The sequence below is a fragment of the Acinetobacter sp. MB5 genome, assembly GCF_003261585.1.
Classification (GTDB): Bacteria; Pseudomonadota; Gammaproteobacteria; order Pseudomonadales; family Moraxellaceae; genus Acinetobacter.
In genome coordinates this window covers 20,953-38,139 of record NZ_POVU01000012.1, presented here as the reverse complement: position 1 = coordinate 38,139, position 17,187 = coordinate 20,953, and the positions used below count along the sequence as shown (strand labels likewise).

At 38.3% G+C, this 17,187-nt stretch carries 13 protein-coding genes; 11 read left to right on the top strand and 2 right to left on the bottom strand.

The genetic code is table 11. The features are described 5' to 3' along the window. Positions 1-5 precede the first annotated feature (5 nt). From C1A47_RS13135 to C1A47_RS13085, 11 genes are all read left to right on the top strand, one after another. Entirely contained in the window at positions 6-1,196 is a 1,191-nt protein-coding gene (locus C1A47_RS13135) for a M20 aminoacylase family protein (protein ID WP_111895475.1), read from the top strand. A 106-nt stretch (positions 1,197-1,302) separates the two neighbouring features. Then, positions 1,303-2,481 (top strand): carbohydrate porin, encoded by a 1,179-nt coding sequence (locus tag C1A47_RS13130; protein ID WP_111895474.1) that lies wholly within the window; start codon positions 1,303-1,305, stop codon positions 2,479-2,481. A 902-nt stretch (positions 2,482-3,383) separates the two neighbouring features. After that, a complete protein-coding gene (locus C1A47_RS13125) occupies positions 3,384-4,619 on the top strand; it encodes an MFS transporter (RefSeq protein WP_111895473.1) in 1,236 nt (411 codons plus the stop codon). A 59-nt stretch (positions 4,620-4,678) separates the two neighbouring features. Beyond that, positions 4,679-5,902 carry a carbohydrate porin gene (locus C1A47_RS13120; RefSeq protein ID WP_162625949.1) on the top strand — a complete coding sequence of 408 codons (1,224 nt, stop codon included), beginning with the start codon at positions 4,679-4,681 and terminating at the stop codon, positions 5,900-5,902. A gap of 26 nt (positions 5,903-5,928) precedes the next feature. Further along, positions 5,929-8,757, top strand: coding sequence for an alpha-L-rhamnosidase (locus C1A47_RS13115; RefSeq protein WP_111895471.1), 2,829 nt, complete (start codon positions 5,929-5,931; stop codon positions 8,755-8,757). 185 nt (positions 8,758-8,942) lie between these two features. Next, on the top strand, positions 8,943-9,713 hold the full coding sequence (locus C1A47_RS13110) for an IclR family transcriptional regulator (RefSeq protein WP_111895470.1): 771 nt from the start codon (positions 8,943-8,945) through the stop codon (positions 9,711-9,713). 12 nt (positions 9,714-9,725) lie between these two features. Further along, positions 9,726-10,937: an L-rhamnonate dehydratase gene (gene rhmD, locus C1A47_RS13105; protein ID WP_111895469.1), complete on the top strand. Its 1,212-nt coding sequence runs from the start codon at positions 9,726-9,728 to the stop codon at positions 10,935-10,937. A gap of 72 nt (positions 10,938-11,009) precedes the next feature. Continuing rightward, positions 11,010-11,816: a 2-keto-3-deoxy-L-rhamnonate aldolase gene (gene yfaU / locus C1A47_RS13100; protein WP_205669595.1), complete on the top strand. Its 807-nt coding sequence runs from the start codon at positions 11,010-11,012 to the stop codon at positions 11,814-11,816. 37 nt (positions 11,817-11,853) lie between these two features. Further along, a complete protein-coding gene (gene aldA / locus C1A47_RS13095) occupies positions 11,854-13,290 on the top strand; it encodes an aldehyde dehydrogenase (protein ID WP_111895467.1) in 1,437 nt (478 codons plus the stop codon). Between the two features lie 91 nt (positions 13,291-13,381). Then, a complete protein-coding gene (locus C1A47_RS13090; protein WP_111895466.1) occupies positions 13,382-14,248 on the top strand; it encodes an amidohydrolase family protein in 867 nt (288 codons plus the stop codon). Between the two features lie 66 nt (positions 14,249-14,314). After that, positions 14,315-15,085 (top strand): SDR family NAD(P)-dependent oxidoreductase, encoded by a 771-nt coding sequence (locus tag C1A47_RS13085; RefSeq protein ID WP_111895465.1) that lies wholly within the window; start codon positions 14,315-14,317, stop codon positions 15,083-15,085. Between the two features lie 440 nt (positions 15,086-15,525). Here C1A47_RS13085 and C1A47_RS13080 read toward each other — a convergent pair whose 3' ends face one another. Together C1A47_RS13080 and C1A47_RS13075 are read right to left on the bottom strand one after the other, a co-directional pair. Next, positions 15,526-16,224 (bottom strand): DUF1826 domain-containing protein, encoded by a 699-nt coding sequence (locus tag C1A47_RS13080; protein ID WP_111895464.1) that lies wholly within the window; start codon positions 16,222-16,224, stop codon positions 15,526-15,528. Between the two features lie 135 nt (positions 16,225-16,359). After that, positions 16,360-17,082 carry a GntR family transcriptional regulator gene (locus C1A47_RS13075; RefSeq protein ID WP_111895463.1) on the bottom strand — a complete coding sequence of 241 codons (723 nt, stop codon included), beginning with the start codon at positions 17,080-17,082 and terminating at the stop codon, positions 16,360-16,362. Positions 17,083-17,187: the final 105 nt, after the last annotated feature.

Here is a 17,187-nt window from a genome sequence, read left to right as displayed (position 1 = left end):
AAATTATGAACCAATTAACTAACCCAGCACCATTTGTAGACATGAATGAACAATATGTTCCTTATGTGAAAATTCGTCACCATTTGCACCAATACCCTGAACTTGAAGGTGAAACAGTAGAGGCTGCTAACTTGGTCGCAGAGACATTATCCAATTTAGGCTATGAGGTACATCGTCATATTGGTGGAAATGGTGTCGTTGGCGTGTTGAAAAAAGGCAACTCTTCTAAAGCAATTGCTTTACGTGCAGACATGGATGCATTGCCAATCGTGGAGGCAAATACCTTTGCGCATGCTAGTAAAATTCATGGTCGTATGCATGCCTGTGGTCACGATGGACATACCGCAATTATGTTAGCCGCTGCCGAGTTGCTTGCTAAACAGGCGAATTTTTCAGGCACGGTCAATCTGATTTTTCAGCCTGCCGAAGAGCCATTAACAGGCGCTAAAAAAATGCTGGATGATGGATTATTTACACGTTTTCCAAGCGATGCAGTTTTTGCATTGCATAATATGCCGGGTATTCCTGTTGGGCAAATTGTTGCACAAACAGGCCCTGCAATGGCTTCTTCACAAAAAATGGTGTGTTTGTTAAAAGGAAAATCGGGTCATGGTGCTTTGCCTGAATTAGCACTTGATCCTTTGCCTGCGTTGAGTGCATTTATTGCGGCTTTACAAACCATTAAATCTCGCACTTTAGCGATTTCAGAACACGCTGTAATTAGTATCGGCTCAATTCATGCTGGTTCTAGCTACAATATTATTCCTGAAAATGTTGAAATCCAGCTCAATGTACGTACCGATACCGAAGCTGTACGTGAAAAAATTAATCAACGTGTACAACAGATTTTACAAGGTTTGGAACTCAGCTACGGGATTAAAACCGAACTTGATATCCAGTTTTTGGTACCACCAGTCATTAATAGCGCTGCCGAAACTGAACAGGTTCGAGAATGTCTAAAACCTTTATTTGGTGATGACAATGTGCTGAGTGTCGGCCAAAAAGTGATGGGTTCTGAAGATTTTGCATGGATGTTACATGAAGTCCCTGGTTGTTACATGATGCTGGGTAATGGCGAAGGGCAGTTCCATGGTTGCTCGGTGCACAACCCGCATTATGACTTTAATGACCAGATTATTCCACTTGGTGCGCAAAGTTGGCTACGTATTGTAGAGCACTTCTTAAAACCTGAATAATACCGCTTTCTCATCTGTATCTTTTCCAATCGCTGTGTGCGCATGCACACGGTGCAGATGAGTTTTGTGTTCTGGATAAGCTGAAAAAGAAATTAGAGAGTTTTAAATGAATAAAAATCAGTATCTTGCAAAATTATGTTTAACAGGTCTGTTAGGTTTGGCAAGTTCTCAGATCTGGGCTGGTGTACAAACAGGCCCCCTAAATACGTCGTTAACATATGCAGACTTGGCACTCGATAGTTCGGAAAATACCACAAAGCATTTTACCAATATCAATATGTTTATTCTGGATTCAACCTTAAATTTGAATCAGGTAACTGGAGATGATCTTGGAAAAATTAAGCTACAAGTTACGACGAAAGGTATTTTTGGAAATCAGGATCAAGATCCACGCTATCGAAATATGTGGATGTCAGGAACAGGAAGTTGGTCTGCAGGTTGGTTAGCGAGCAATGAACTGTCTGACTATCAGATTTCCCAAATTACGTGGGATAAAAGTTGGTTAAATAACAGTTTAGATACAGTCATTGGTCGTACCAACCCACGCAAGTATTTTTTATATAACTACTGTCAAAACTTTGCATTATGTATTGACCCAATTAAGGGGGCTATGGGGGCTGCTGGCTTCAATTACGGCTATTGGAGTGCGTATGGTAAATATCATGTGAATGATAAACTGTATTTACACTCAGGCATCTTTGAGGTGAATACTGATGATTGGCTAAATCAGAAACATGGCCTAGATTTTTCATTCCATCACGGAAAAGGTTGGCTGACTGTTTTTGGGGCAGGTTATAAAATTAATGATAGTAGCAAAATTGAAGCTTTCTATTTTAATAATAGCTCCAAAAATAAAAATGCTTTAACGGGTGAAGTCTATAAAAATACAGATGGCTTTAATATTCGTATGAATTACGATTTTGTTGATAAACCATTTGGTGTTTTTGCAAATTACTCACGTATTACTGAAAGTAACTACCCAATGAAAGGCACTTGGGAAGCAGGTGTGCATTGTTATCATTGTCTGTTTAATCAACGCATTAGTGCAAAGGTTGGTCAAACAGAATTGCATCCTTATTATACGGTGCTTACAGAACGGGCGAATGGGGTCGATCAGGCAAAGAATACCTATGTTTCTATAGATACCAACTTTAAATATAAAAACTTGTCTGTTGGGCCATTTGTCCAATACTTCTTTAGTTCAGATAACTTCTGGCTTTCAACACAAAAACCAATTAAACACAATGTGGTGGTTGGTGCAGCAGTAACTTTATCAATTTTTTAAGAAGTTCTCGTCTCGCAATCGTGAGGTACGACAGAAGATTGACCAAAATCAAAATATGCGGAAGCCCTGATATCCTGTCGGGGCTTCTCTTTATCTAATGTATTGTTTTGATTCTACTGATGCTAGAAATTACATAAGAATATAAATCGATTCATAACCAAGAATGGTTTTATAAAAGCTGTATTTAAGATATTGAATTATATTCCAATTTAATAGACTTCTTTCATAATTACTTACACCCTCTTTATTTTTCTCCCTGAGCAAATTGAAATATTTTTCAATGCAGCGCAAGAGAAATAAAAAGGACTTGAGAAAGAAGTCTAATGAATTTAAAAAATTAGCGAATGGCGAATCATGTATTAATAAATCAGGAATCGACAAAACAATGCCGTTGGTTGAATAAAATAACGTCAATAATTTTTTTATAGCGTTTAACTTATTTTTTAAACCCAGTCTTTAGTGCTTCAACATTCTAATAAGAACAAGAGGATACAAGCTCTCACTGAATAGCGAATTCAGGGTCTGTTCTTTTACTAGGTATTCCATGTTCAAACATATTATAAAAATAAATAATATATTTATATAAATAATTGTATTTGAAAGATTTTATAAATTCTAATTTATTGTTTGACTTAATTGATCTGTATTTATATCATGAATTATCCATTATAGAGGAATGCTTTCCAGTATATTGGAATTGATTGAAGGTCAAAGAATGGATTCAATAAAAGGCGACAACTAAAAAAACCTATGGAAGGAAGTATTAAGGGAATCGTCATCATGAATGGATACGTTCAGGAATAAGTATTGAAATCAATTTAAATAATGGATGAGCAATATAACTTTATTGAATCATAAGGATTATATGATTCTAAAATTAGGTTAATTATTAAGGAAAATTCATGAACCAACAGATAAAGACTCGTATAGGGATTTTTGCACTAGCCTCATTAATGATGTCAGCACTCGCAATTTCACCCTCTATTGCAGAAATTTCTAAAACATTTCCAAAAGTAAATCTATCTATTATTCAGTCCTTAATTGCTTTGCCAAGCTTAACGAGTCTAATTGCAGGATTTATCGTGAGTAAGCTGGCAACAAAGATTCAACGACCAAAACTGGCAATAGGTGGGTTATTTTTTATTATAGTCGGAGGATTATTTCCATTTTTCTTTAATACGCATATTGAATATTTACTTATCGGTGCAGCTATTTTAGGACTGGGAATTGGTACATTAGCAACAACCAATCCTACGATTATTGCAGAAAATTTCAATCTGGAACAAAGACAAGTTGTTTTTGGGCAATTAACAGCCTTTGTAAACTTGGGTGGGATGTTCCTCATCTTTACTGGCGGAATGTTAGCAACAATCGGATGGAAGTATAATTATCTTGTGTTCTTTTATCCAATTCTGGTTTTGCTTATTGCTTATATTTGTTTGCCAAAACAGCAGAATGTACAGGTTAAAAATACAAACCAAAGTGCAAATAAAGTGAACTTACTCACTGTATTTAAAAATAAAAATGTTCTGATTATTGGCCTGCTAAGTTTCGCCTTTATGTTTGTATTTGATACCTTTGCGGCAAATATTTCTGTGTTCATTGCACAGGAAAAATTGGGTGATATTAAGCTGGCGAGTATGGCATCGGCTGTGTTTATCCTGAGTGGATTTATTTCAGGTCTATTATATCGTTATATTTCTAAGCTATTTGGTTTTTACAATATTGCGCTGGCATTCTTTGTACTTTCAGCAGGGCTTCTAATTACATTCTTTAGTCACAGCATTTTGTTTACGATTATTGGATCATTTATTTCAGGCTTTGGTTTAAGTATTTATATGGCACGTACCCCTTATATACTTTCTGTGATTATTGAAAGTATTTATTTGCCAATGGCGATAACAATTTATACCACTGCAACAGCATTCGCAGCTTTTGTATCACCATTTATTATTAATTTTATCCGAAACACATTGGGTTATAACCAAGTCAGTTTTTCATTTTTGATTGCATCTATTATTGGGTTTGTTGTTTTCATTCTCTTGGTCACATTAGGCCTCGAAAAGAAATTTTTATCGGCAACGCTCAGTAAGGATAGCAAGTCACTACTCAATATGAATGAGTTAAAAACACATTAAGTCTACTGCTTAGTTTAGCTAAAAAACGAATATCTCTTTAATTTGAAATGGAATTTCATATGTTAAGATTTACCGCTGTAATTGTTGCCTCTGGTTTATTTGGACAAGTGTATGCTGGAGAAATTGCCAATGATTTAAATGATTATGGGATTAGCCCAATTCTAAATGCGTCATTCCTGCATTTAGAAAACCCGTCATTAGGTCAGACAACTGGCCAGACAGAAAATGTTTATATCATTAATTATGGTGCAAATATTGATTTGTCAAAAACATTACCTGTCAAAGATTTGAATGTGCACTTTGAGATGGCTTATATCCCGAATATTACCAATAAGACATTTGGTTCTACAGTTGGCGATTCCATTTTTGCAGATCCATCACCATATATTCCAAACAAATCAGAATTGCAGCAATTTACAGTCAAAAAAGGATTTTTGGATCATAAAATTGTTGTAGAAGCAGGTAAAAGCTCACCATCTTCGTATTTCGCCAAGCCACTGTGTAATTTACTCTATAGTTGCCAAAGTCCGCTATTGCCATCTAATCCATCGCTCTTTTCGTCTTGGGGCGGCACTTTAGATTACATGATTAATTCAGAATATGATTTGCGTGTAGGCGGTTGGAATTATATTGCGGAATTTCCGTTCCAATCGGGTTGGGAAATGAATGAACAAAGCACAGGCCGAACGTATATGGCGAGCCTTTTCTATCAAGATCAGAAGGAGCGTAATAACTTCGGCGAGGTCGGGTTCTTTAGACGAAGTGCACCTGAAACCAATCCGTTAACAGGCGAACAAAATAGCGGTTATTCTGGTTTTTATATCAATCGAAAAATTCCAATTTCAAAGAGTCATGAAATCAACAAAACGTTTAAAGTTCCTGGAACCACCTTTTTCGAGCAGTTCACGTATAGCTTTGATAAAGGCAATGCCAAAGGATTACTGTTTACCAATACGATGGGTCTGACATTCGATTCATTTATCAATTCACGTCCAATGGATTCGTATTCGATTACATTAAAAAATTATCAGGTCACGAAAGATAAGCAAAATCAATTGGTTAATAATTATGCGCTAAATGGTCTAAATTATAATGTAGATCGTATGCAAACGTTGGTTCAGCTTGATGCCAATTTATTTGTAAGCCCGCAATTTATTATTTCTCCTTATATTGTCTATTCATGGAATACCAGCTCTAAAAACAGTTATGACTTCTCTAAATTGCCTCGGGATGGTGTGGGCTTTGGATTGATGGGAATCATCTTTCTAGACAAATTATTTTAATTCTTATTCATTTTCAGGAGTTTGGTGTGATTAATATTTATGATTTAAAGTGCGAATACCAGAAAAATCCTTTGGGAATTGATGTGCTAGAGCCTGCATTGATGTGGAAGATTTCTGCAGATACCCATGGTGTAAAACAAACCGCATATCAATTGATCATGACTGAGAATCTAGAGGATATGAATGATGAGAATTCATATTTCTTTAATAGTGGAAAAGTCTTTTCAGAGCAGTCTACTAACATTTTATATTCTGGGTCAGCTTTACAATCACGCCAACGTTATTACTGGAAAGTGAGGATTTGGGATCAATTTGACCAAGTGACTGAGTGGAGTGCAATAGCTTGGTGGGAAATGGGATTGTTACATGCAAGTGACTGGTGTGCGATATGGATTGAACCTGTACAAAAGGTCGCAAAACAGGAAAGTGTGAAACACCCTGGTGAACTTTTCTCACCAATTCCTGACCCTATACAAGTGAGCCAGCGCGAGCTGATGCCATGTCAATATGTAAGACGAGTATTTGAATTTTCAGGTAAACCTGAGACTGCACGTTTATATATCACAGCTCATGGGATTTACGATGCCAAGATCAATGGTCAGAAAATCTCTGATCAATTGCTTGCTCCAGGGGCAACCGCGTATCAGGACTATTTGGAATATCAAACTTATGACGTTACAGATTTTTTGAAAGCGGGTCAGAATGTTCTGGCAGTTACATTGGCAGATGGATGGTATGCAGGACGTTTGGGATTGCCAGGCGTCAATCAAAACTATGGGGATAAAGTCGGGGTTCTATTCCAGTTAGAACTGCGTGATACATCGGGAGAGCTTACCCAAGTTGTGTCCGATGATCAGTGTCGGTCTTCAACAGGGCCGATTGAGTACTCTGATTTATATATCGGGGAAAAATATGATGCCAATAAAGCGCAGGCAGGCTGGGACTCTAGCGGCTTCGATGATCAAAACTGGCAAGCTGTAATTGAAAATCAGCAATATGGAGTAAAGAATCTGATTGCTCAGTGTGGAGAACCCATCCGCATTGTGCAAGAAATAACGAATATGCGAATTATACAGACACCAAACGGTGAGCAATTGCTTGATTTGGGTCAGGTCATTTCAGGCTGGCTTCGTATCAATGTTCAGGCTAAAAAAGGAACAGAGATACAGTTGGAATTCACTGAAACTCTTGATGAACATGGTAATTTTTTCCGAAATATTGTCGGGAAAAATAAAGACCAAACCGACATTTATGTTGCGAATGGACAAGGTGTTGAAACATGGGAACCCCAATTTACTTTTCATGGTTTTCGCTATGTTCGGGTGACAGGAAGTCCAGAAAAGCTTCGAGCTGAAAATTTCGTTGGTGTGGTGATTGGTTCTGATCTCGAAATCACTGGAAAATTTAAATGTTCAGATGAACGGATTAACCAGCTACAAAGTTGTATTTTATGGAGTCAGCGCGGTAATTTCATTTCCATTCCAACCGATTGTCCACAACGAGAAAAAGCAGGCTGGACAGGGGATATCAACATCTATGCGCCGACCGCGATTTTTAATATGCAGAGCTACAATTTTCTCAAGCGCTGGTTGCATAATTTGCGTTTAGAACAGCAAGCGGATGGTCAAGTTCCAACGATTATTCCTTTTTGGCAAGGTGACCGAAAGTTTAGTGAAATGTTGATGGGGCAAGGAAAAGTAAGCTGTTCGGGATGGGGGGATGTCTGCATTATGTTGCCGTGGGAGTTATGGCAAAAATATGGAGATAAACGCATCCTGATTGAGAACTATTCGACCATGAAGAACTGGTTAGCTTATGTCAAAAAGGAAGCAGAAAGTTTTATCAGTGAAAGTGCTTTAAATAGTGGTGATCAGAAGCGCATAGACAACCAGAAATATTTGTGGAATTCGGGTTTTCACTTTGGTGACTGGTTCACGCCAAGCTTTCTTAAAGCAGATCCGACACATAATGGCATTATGCATTGTGCACATGTGACCAAAGACCTCGTGTCTAGTGCATTTTATGCGCACAGTACAAAATTGATGGCACAGATTGCTGAAATTTTAGGTAAGCCGCACGAAAGCTGTGAATATGCTGCCTTACACGCCAAGGTGAAACAGGCATTCATCGATGAATATTTTGATGAAGACTATAAACTTACCCCTCATTATCAGGGAGCTTATGTTATTGCATTGGCTTTTGATTTAGTCCCTGTAGCTGCAATTAAAATAGTGACACAACATTTAGTTAATCTGATTGTTGATAATAACTTTACGCTTGATACAGGGTTTATGTCAGTTTCATATTTAATGAATGTATTGACTCAATATGGGCAAGAAGACTTGTCATGGAAATTATTATTTCAAAATCAATCACCATCTTGGTTATATGAAATTGAAAAAGGAGCAACTACATTATGGGAACGTTGGGATAATATTGGTCAGGATAATAAACCACTGCATAGTTCATTTAATCATTACGCATTTGGCTGTGTGGGAGATTGGATGTACCAGCATATTGCAGGTATTCAATGCCACGATATTGGCTATAAAAAAATCAAAATTTCACCCTGTATAGACCAGTCTATTGATTATTGTGATGCAAGCTATATCTCTGATTATGGGGAAATTAAGGTCAGTTGGGAGCGAAAAGACAGTGTGGTCAGGCTGAGTGTGCATGTCCCTTGCAACACTAGTGCCCAAATTATCTTGCCTCATAGTGCACAAAGTGAAATTTATGAAAATAGAGATTTAATTGAAAACTGTGATGGCATATTGAATATTTCAAGAGATACAAAACACACGCAAATAAATCTGAACTCAGGTTTATATCATTTTAATTACACGATGGTTTAAATAAAAAAGGTTTCAGTCAAAATACGATGCTGGTTTTCAAAATACTAGTATTAGTTATTTTTGGTATTAACTTTATGTTTTATTTAATTATAAATGTTGATTAATTTTTGAATTTATCGCTTGTTTTAACATCTGATTGTTATTAGTATGAATGTATATTCTATTATATGGGAATTGATTCTAGTATGCTGAAAAACTCAAAAACCCCTGCATTGTCTCGTGCGATTGCGATTCTGGATTACATTGCAAAAGAAGGAACTTGTTCAGCGCTAGATATACATAATGCGTTAGAGATTCCAAAAAGCTCACTGTATGTAATTTTAGATGAGCTGTGTGATGCAAAATTTATTATTAAAAATGAACAGGGTAATTTTTCACTTTGGTTGAAGTTGGTTGAGCTATCGAGCCATGTGTTAGATCAAATTGATCTACGTGCAATAGCAAAACCGTTTCTAACCGAACTTATGGAAAAAACAGGTTTGATGTGTCACTTGGGTATTTTGAACCAGTCACAAGCTTTCTACATTTTAAAAGTTGAATCTTATTCAACGATTCGAGTTCATTCTTATGAAGGTAAAGCACTGGCATTGGAGCGTTCAGGAATCGGGAAATGTTTGTTGGCATTCCAGCCAGAGCAAGTGATTCAAAATGTCGTCAAAAATCTAAAATTTGTGGCAAAAACACCGACATCAATTGCATCAGAAAGTGCTTATTTGCAGGAACTCGAACTGATTAGAAATCGTGGTTGGAGTTTTGATGATAGTGAAGATGTTGAAGGCGTGCGTTGTATTGCAGCACCAATTTTCAATCTAAAAGGAAAACTTGAGGCGGCTATTTCGATCGTTGGTGCTTCTATGCAAATCGATGATTCAAATAAAGATGAATTTGTACGTTTAACAGTGCAATGTGCGCAAAAAATTTCAAATCAACTTTCGTTAAGAACAGGGAATATTTAAAAGGGAATATCGATGAAGTTACCAAAAATCAAACAGATCCGAGCATATTTTACAGGTGGTGCAACCGCAGATAAGAGTAAAGGTGGAGGTGGTGCAGACTACCATGACCAAAAAGGAGGACACTGGATTGATGACCATATTGCGACCCCAATGAGTAAATATGCTGAATATGCTCAATCCAGACAATCTTTTGGAATCAATGTACTAGGTACGCTGATTGTTGAAGTTGAAGCCGATAACGGACAAACAGGATTTGCAGTATCAACTGGCGGTGAAATGGGGTGCTTTATTGTTGAAAAGCATCTGAATCGCTTTATTGAAGGGAAATGTGTTTCTGATATCAAATTGATTCATGACCAAATGCTCAATGCAACCATGTATTACAGTGGTTCAGGTGGCTTGGTGATGAATACTATTTCTTGTGTCGATTTGGCGCTATGGGATTTGTACGGCAAAGTGCTGGACTTACCTGTGTACAAGCTTTTGGGTGGGGCTGTTCGAGATGAAATCCAGTTTTATGCGACAGGTGCACGTCCTGATCTGGCCAAAGAAATGGGGTTTATTGGCGGAAAAATGCCAACCCACTGGGGCCCACATGATGGTGATGCAGGCATCCGTAAAGATGCAGAAATGGTGAAACACTTCCGTGAAAAATGTGGCGATGATTTCTGGCTGATGCTGGATTGCTGGATGAGTCAGGATGTGAACTATGCTGTTAAACTGGCACATGCCTGTGCACCTTACAATCTCAAATGGATTGAAGAATGTTTACCGCCACAAAACTATGAAGGCTATCGTGAGCTTAAACGTCAGGCTCCAGCAGGAATGATGGTCACAACAGGTGAGCATCATGGCACGATTCAATCTTTCCGTACCTTATCTGAAACAGGGGTGGACATTATGCAGCCCGATGTTGGCTGGTGTGGTGGTTTAACAACGCTGGTAGAAATTGCTGCAATTGCTAAGTCACGTGGTCAATTGGTTGTGCCACATGGTTCGTCTGTGTATTCACATCATGCAGTGATTACTTTTACCAATACGCCATTTAGTGAATTTTTGATGACTAGCTCAGATTGCTCATCATTACGCCCACAATTTGATCCGATTTTATTAAATGAACCTGTTCCGTTGAATGGTCGTATGCACAAGACCGTACTGGATCAACCAGGGTTTGGTGTAGAACTGAACAGGAATTGCGAACTGACAAGACCATATACCCATTAAATGGAATATTCCAATTTAAACTCTCAGGGGAATATAAAACTCTTGATAGTTCAATGTATTAAAAGGATTTTTATGATGAAAATTTCAAATAATTTTAAAAAGGCGTTAGAAGCAGGTGAAGTCCAGTATGGACTTTGGTTAAGCACCACATCGTCTTATATGGCAGAAATTGCAGCAACATCAAATTATGACTGGTGTTTGATCGATGGTGAACATGCACCAAATACCATTCAAAACATTTATACCCAACTGCAAGCAATTGCGCCATATAAAACACATCCGATAGTCCGCGTTCTGGAAGGGACGCAGGCCAATATTAAGCAGGCATTGGACGCTGGCGCACAAACTTTGCTCATTCCAATGGTGGATTCAGCAGAGCAAGCATTACAAGTACTGAAAGCGACTCAATATCCACCTCAGGGAAGTCGAGGTGTTGGCGCAAGTGTTGCCCGAGCTTCTCGCTGGGGGCGTATTCAGAATTATATGCAAAATGTCAGTGATGATCTTTGCATATTAATTCAGGTGGAATCGTATACAGCTATACAAAATATTGATGAAATTCTTGAAGTTGAAGGAATCGATGGCGTATTTATCGGCCCTGCGGATCTTTCGGCTTCTTTAGGATACCCAGACAATCCTGGTCATGAAAAAGTACAACAGATCATTGAGCAAACTGTTCAGAAAATTATTGCATCAGGTAAAGTCGCAGGCTTTTTAGCACCAAGTCCTGACATGGCAAAGAAAGCCATTGAATGGGGGGTGAAATTCATCGCGATTGGTGTTGATACGATGTTGTACACGCAAGCGATTGATGAGCGTTTGGCATTGTTTAAGACGGAACTTAAACAAGCAAAGCTAAAGGTTAGTTTGAGCTATTAAAATTTGTCATCAAGAATAAGATAGGGATCTAATAATCATGAATAAATTAATTCAATATCAGAATTTTATTAATGGTGCTTTTGTCGAAGCAAAGGAATTTTTTAGTGTAGAAAACCCTGCCAACCAAACATTACTTGCGTATGTACCTGACTCTACCGAGCAAGAGGTGGATCAGGCGCTAGATGCTGCCCGTTTGGCACAAGTGGCTTGGGCAAAGAAACCCGCGATTGAACGTGCTCGATATTTAAATGAAATTGCAGACAAAATTCGACAGAATGCTTCGCGACTTGCAGAAATTTTGGTACTTGAACAAAGTAAAGTCAAAGGATTGGCAGAAATAGAAGTCAACTTTACCGCTGATTATTTTGATTATGTTGCTGAATGGGCACGTCGTATAGAAGGTGAAGTGATCCAGAGTGACCGTGCCAATGAAAATATTTTCTTATTCCGTAAACCTGTTGGTGTTGTCGCTGGAATTTTGCCATGGAATTTCCCATTTTTCCTGATTGCCCGAAAAATGGCACCTGCTTTGCTTACAGGGAATACCATTGTCATTAAACCGAGCGAAGAAACCCCGATTAACTGTTTCGAATTTGCAAAACTTGTGGCTGAAACCAGTTTACCTGCTGGAGTCTTCAATCTTGTGGGTGGGAAAGGTGCTGTTGGCGGTTATTTATCGGCAAGTTCCAAGGTCGATATGATTAGCTTTACAGGCAGCGTTGCAACAGGAAGTCGTATTCAAGCTGCATCTGCACCACACATCACCAAATTGAATCTGGAACTGGGGGGTAAAGCACCTGCAATTGTACTGGAGGATGCAAATCTGGATTTGGCTGCGAAGGCCATCTGGAATTCTAGAATCATTAACACAGGTCAGGTCTGTAACTGTGCGGAACGTGTTTATGTACAGCGTAATGTTGCCGATAAATTTATTGAAAAAGTCACTGCACTGATGCAGGCAACCAAATATGGTGATCCGTCTGTAGAAGCAGATTTGGATATGGGATCTTTAATCAATAAAGCGGCACTGGAACGTATTAATGCTCAGGTCAAAGGTGCTTTGGCAGAAGGTGCACATTTAGTTACGGGTGGTCAGATTGCAGATACGGGCAAAGGCTATCATTACCAGCCGACTGTGCTAACCCAATGTCGAAATGATATGGACATCATGCGCAAAGAGATTTTTGGGCCAGTGCTTCCAATTGCAATTGTGGACTCTCTTGATGAAGCCATTCAACTCGCCAATGACAGTGAATACGGCCTGACCTCATCTATTTTTAGTCAGAATATTAACGCAGTCATGAAAGCCTGTCGTGAACTCAATTTCGGTGAAACCTATGTAAACCGTGAGCATTTTGAAGCCATGCAAGGGTTCCACGCAGGTGTGCGGAAGTCAGGTGTTGGTGGGGCAGATGGAAAACATGGCTTGTATGAATATACACATACCCAAGTTGTTTACATGCAAACCGAGTAATCATTCAAAATAGATCGTTAACGGGACTAGGATTTGCTTTCGTTAACGGTCATGAAATTTGTTTTTAAAAAATCAGGACAGGTTAAGGACAATGCAGACTGACGTGCCAAAGATTATTGATAGCCACATTCATTTATTTGATCCAACCCGTCCGCAAGGTGTGCCATGGCCGAAACAGGGTGATCCGATTTATCGACCTTTTTTAGCAGAACACTATCAAGCGGTTGCAGAACCTTTAGGTGTGATGGCTGCAATAGCCGTAGAAGCAAGTCCATGGCTAGAAGACAATGGCTGGTTATTAGAGCAAGTTGAGCAACATGATTTTTTTCTGGGATGTGTTGGCAATCTGGATTTAGGCAGTGCAGACTTTGTTCGCCATTTTGAACGCTTGGCATGTTCCCCGAAATATCTGGGTCTGAGAAGCGGCAACCTCTGGGATTATGATCTGACCGCTTTAGTTAAGAAGCCGCATGTCATAGAGCATCTGAAACTGATTGCGGCTGCCAATAAAACTCTCGATTTGGCCAATCCAGATCTTCAAATGTTAAATACAGTTGTGAAAATTAAACAGCGTATACCTGATTTAAGAGTTGTGATTGATCATCTTCCAAATATTAGTTTGCAACCAGATGAAATTGAAAAATTTAAACAGTGCTTAAAAGAATTGAAGCTACTCCCAAACCTGTTTGTTAAGTTCTCGGAAATTGCCCAGCTTTCTTGGCAACACGATCGCTTCAATGTTCAACATTATCAGGAACGCTTAGACCAGATTCTGAACACTTTTGGTTATCAGGCTGTGCTTTTTGGCAGTGATTATCCGAATAGTGAATACCTTGGTGAAGTCTCATCTATTTTTCAGCTCGTTCAGGATTATTTACGAGATAAAACAGCGTTAGAGCAGCATCATATTTGGTTTTTAAATGCACTAAATGCTTATGACGTTGCATTCAGTAGTTAAAGCAGTTTTTTGATTGGAAAGATTGGATCTACCTCAAAGCAAAAATAGAAATGTAAGGAAAGAGAAATGTTATTAAAAGATAAAGTTGTGGTGATTACAGGCGCATCGCGTGGCATTGGTCGTGCAGTCGCTTTGGAATGTGCTAAACATGGCGCACAAGTGGTGATTGGTCATAGCGGAAGTGCTACAGGACAAGCTGCGGCTGCCAGCCTGATTCATGAGATTAAAGAGCTTGGTCAAGATGCGATTGAGGTTGGTGGCGATGCTGCAAATCTTGATACGGGCAAGATTCTGATTGAGAGAGCAGTTCAAGCCTTTGGAAAAGTTGATGTTTTTGTGAATAATGCAGGGATTTGCCCATTTCATTCCTTTTTGGATATGCCACAAGATTTATATATGCAAACAGTCAACACCAATCTGAATGGTGCATACTTTGCAGTTCAGGCAGCCGCTAATCAAATGAAAAAGCAAGGGCATGGTGGATCAATTATTGCGATTAGTTCAATCAGTGCACTGGTAGGCGGTGCTATGCAAACCCATTACACGCCAACCAAAGCAGGTTTATTGTCACTCATGCAGTCTTGTGCTGTAGCATTGGGGCCATTTGGAATCCGTTGCAATGCCATATTGCCTGGAACGATTGCAACAGATATCAATAAAGATGATTTATCAGACTTAGAAAAACTAGAAAGCATGACCAAAAGGACGTGTCTAGGGCGTTTAGGAACACCTGAAGATTTAGGAGGGCCAGTGGTGTTTTTGGCATCAGATATGGCGAGATATGTGACTGGAGCCTCTTTATTGGTAGATGGTGGACTTTTTGTTAATTTACAGTAATTTAATTCAATTAGTGGATTAAATATCTATCACCAAAAGCAGGTGACTTGTTGACGTGAAAAGTAATTTCTCATGAATACAGGTCATTTGCTTTTATTCAAAAGGTTCTTATAAAAATTTCGCGATATTTTGTAATAGTTAAATAGATTAAGTAATTAAATTATATAGCTATTTTATATAAGTATAAACTTTAAATTTTAGAAAAATAAAGCGATAAAAAATGAATGAAATTCATATTCCACAGTAATTATTTAATTCTTTGTCGTGATTTGAATATCATTTGGCATGATCCGATTTATTGTTGAAAGCGTATAATTTCTAAAATGCCTTTAATGAATGTTGAGCATAATCAATAAAGGTAATCAAAATGAATAAAGTTCAAGATCAAGTTGTACTCATTACAGATAAGGATCAAGTTTGCCCGATCTCTTGGAGATTATTTAACAAATCAAGAGCAGTCGATATTCACCTTCGTTTTCAACTGGTGCTCTATGAACACAAGGCAAGACCAGTTGTGTGGGATGATCTACCGCCAAGCGCCATAGATGACCTAAACCTAAATTCACAGGTTTTGCACTGAGTTTAGGCTGATAATGCAGATCAAAGAAATATTCTTCTAGGAAGTTTTCAAAATCAGCTGCTGGGCCGTCATGTAATGCTTTAAGTTTTTCCCTGATTTCTGGAATCAGAATTTTTTGTTCAACCTGATCATTGGGCAAGATATCACTGACAGCGCCATGATAGGTACATAAAAAAGTATCTGTTGCGATGGGAGAACGATCAACATGATATGAATATACATCTGTCGAAATGAAGTCTAGCTCGTCATCCCGTTCGTAACTTTTTAGCAAATTTAGAGAAGGAAAGGCTCCAAAACCTGTTAACAGCTGTAGATCTGTTAAGATAATTTCCCTTGCCAGATTGCCTTTTTCTGAAAGTTGTAGTGCTAAAAGATCTTCGATAGAAACTTCTGTAATATTCTCTTTTAATTCCAGTTTATCTACAATTTCTTTAAAATCACCAACCAAATTGCGATGCCAGCACATGGCATTCATGACGCCATGAAAATCTGAATTTATAAGTTCAGCAAAACTTGGAACCACTTTGATTTGCGTATTGTCAGAAAAAGCATTCTTCATATAAGAATTAAATCAATGAGAAACTGTATCTAATTATATACGCTCGGCTTTATAGAAGCGGAGAATAATTAATGACACAAGTCAATTTTTAAAAATTCTAGGTTATTCCTGTACGAACTTTGCTCATCATAAACCTTAGTCAGTTATTTTTTTATTCTGAAAAATCTCAAATAAATTGGCATGATTTGATGCAGGCTGTCTATTGAGAAATGCACTGGCGTAATCTTCTAAATGATTTTCCATAAGCGAAATCGCTAGCTGTTCATCACCTTTTTCAATGGCATTGAGAATGGCAGTATGTTCTTCAACCGAACAACAATTATGCGTAGGGGTTTCATACATACGAATCAACAGTGACGTTCTGGCGATCAAGGTTTGAAGATAATTGGTCACCAGTGGATTATTGTTGATTTCGCTCAACTCAAGGTGGAAGTCGCCTGACAGTTTTACCCACTCCTGCCAGTTGCCATTGGATAAGGCATTTTCCTCTTTTCGTACAAGTTCCCTGATATTTTTTAAATTGAGGGTTTTTGCTTCTTTCGCCAGTTTTTTTACAGTTCCAAGCTCCAGCATACTGCGAGCTTCAAATACCGCTTTGGTTTCTTCAATATCATGTTCTGCGACAATTGCACCACGATTGGGCTCAATTTTAATGATTTTATCATGAGCGAGTTTGACAAAAACTCGTCGGATAACACCACGGGTCACACCAAATGCTTTGCATAAAGGTGCTTCCACCAAACGTGCGCCAGGCGTTAATTGACGGTTTAGGATGGCATCAAGAATGGCATTGTAGATGTGCAGATCTATATCTTTCTTATGGATAACATTGTTCACATTTTCTGTAGGCAATGACATTTTTTGAATCCCCTTAGTGCATTCAAATTTCAAAATGGTGCACATTTCAAAATCAAATTTGCAATGCAAATCGAACTATATTGAATCATCTTATCAATGAACGAC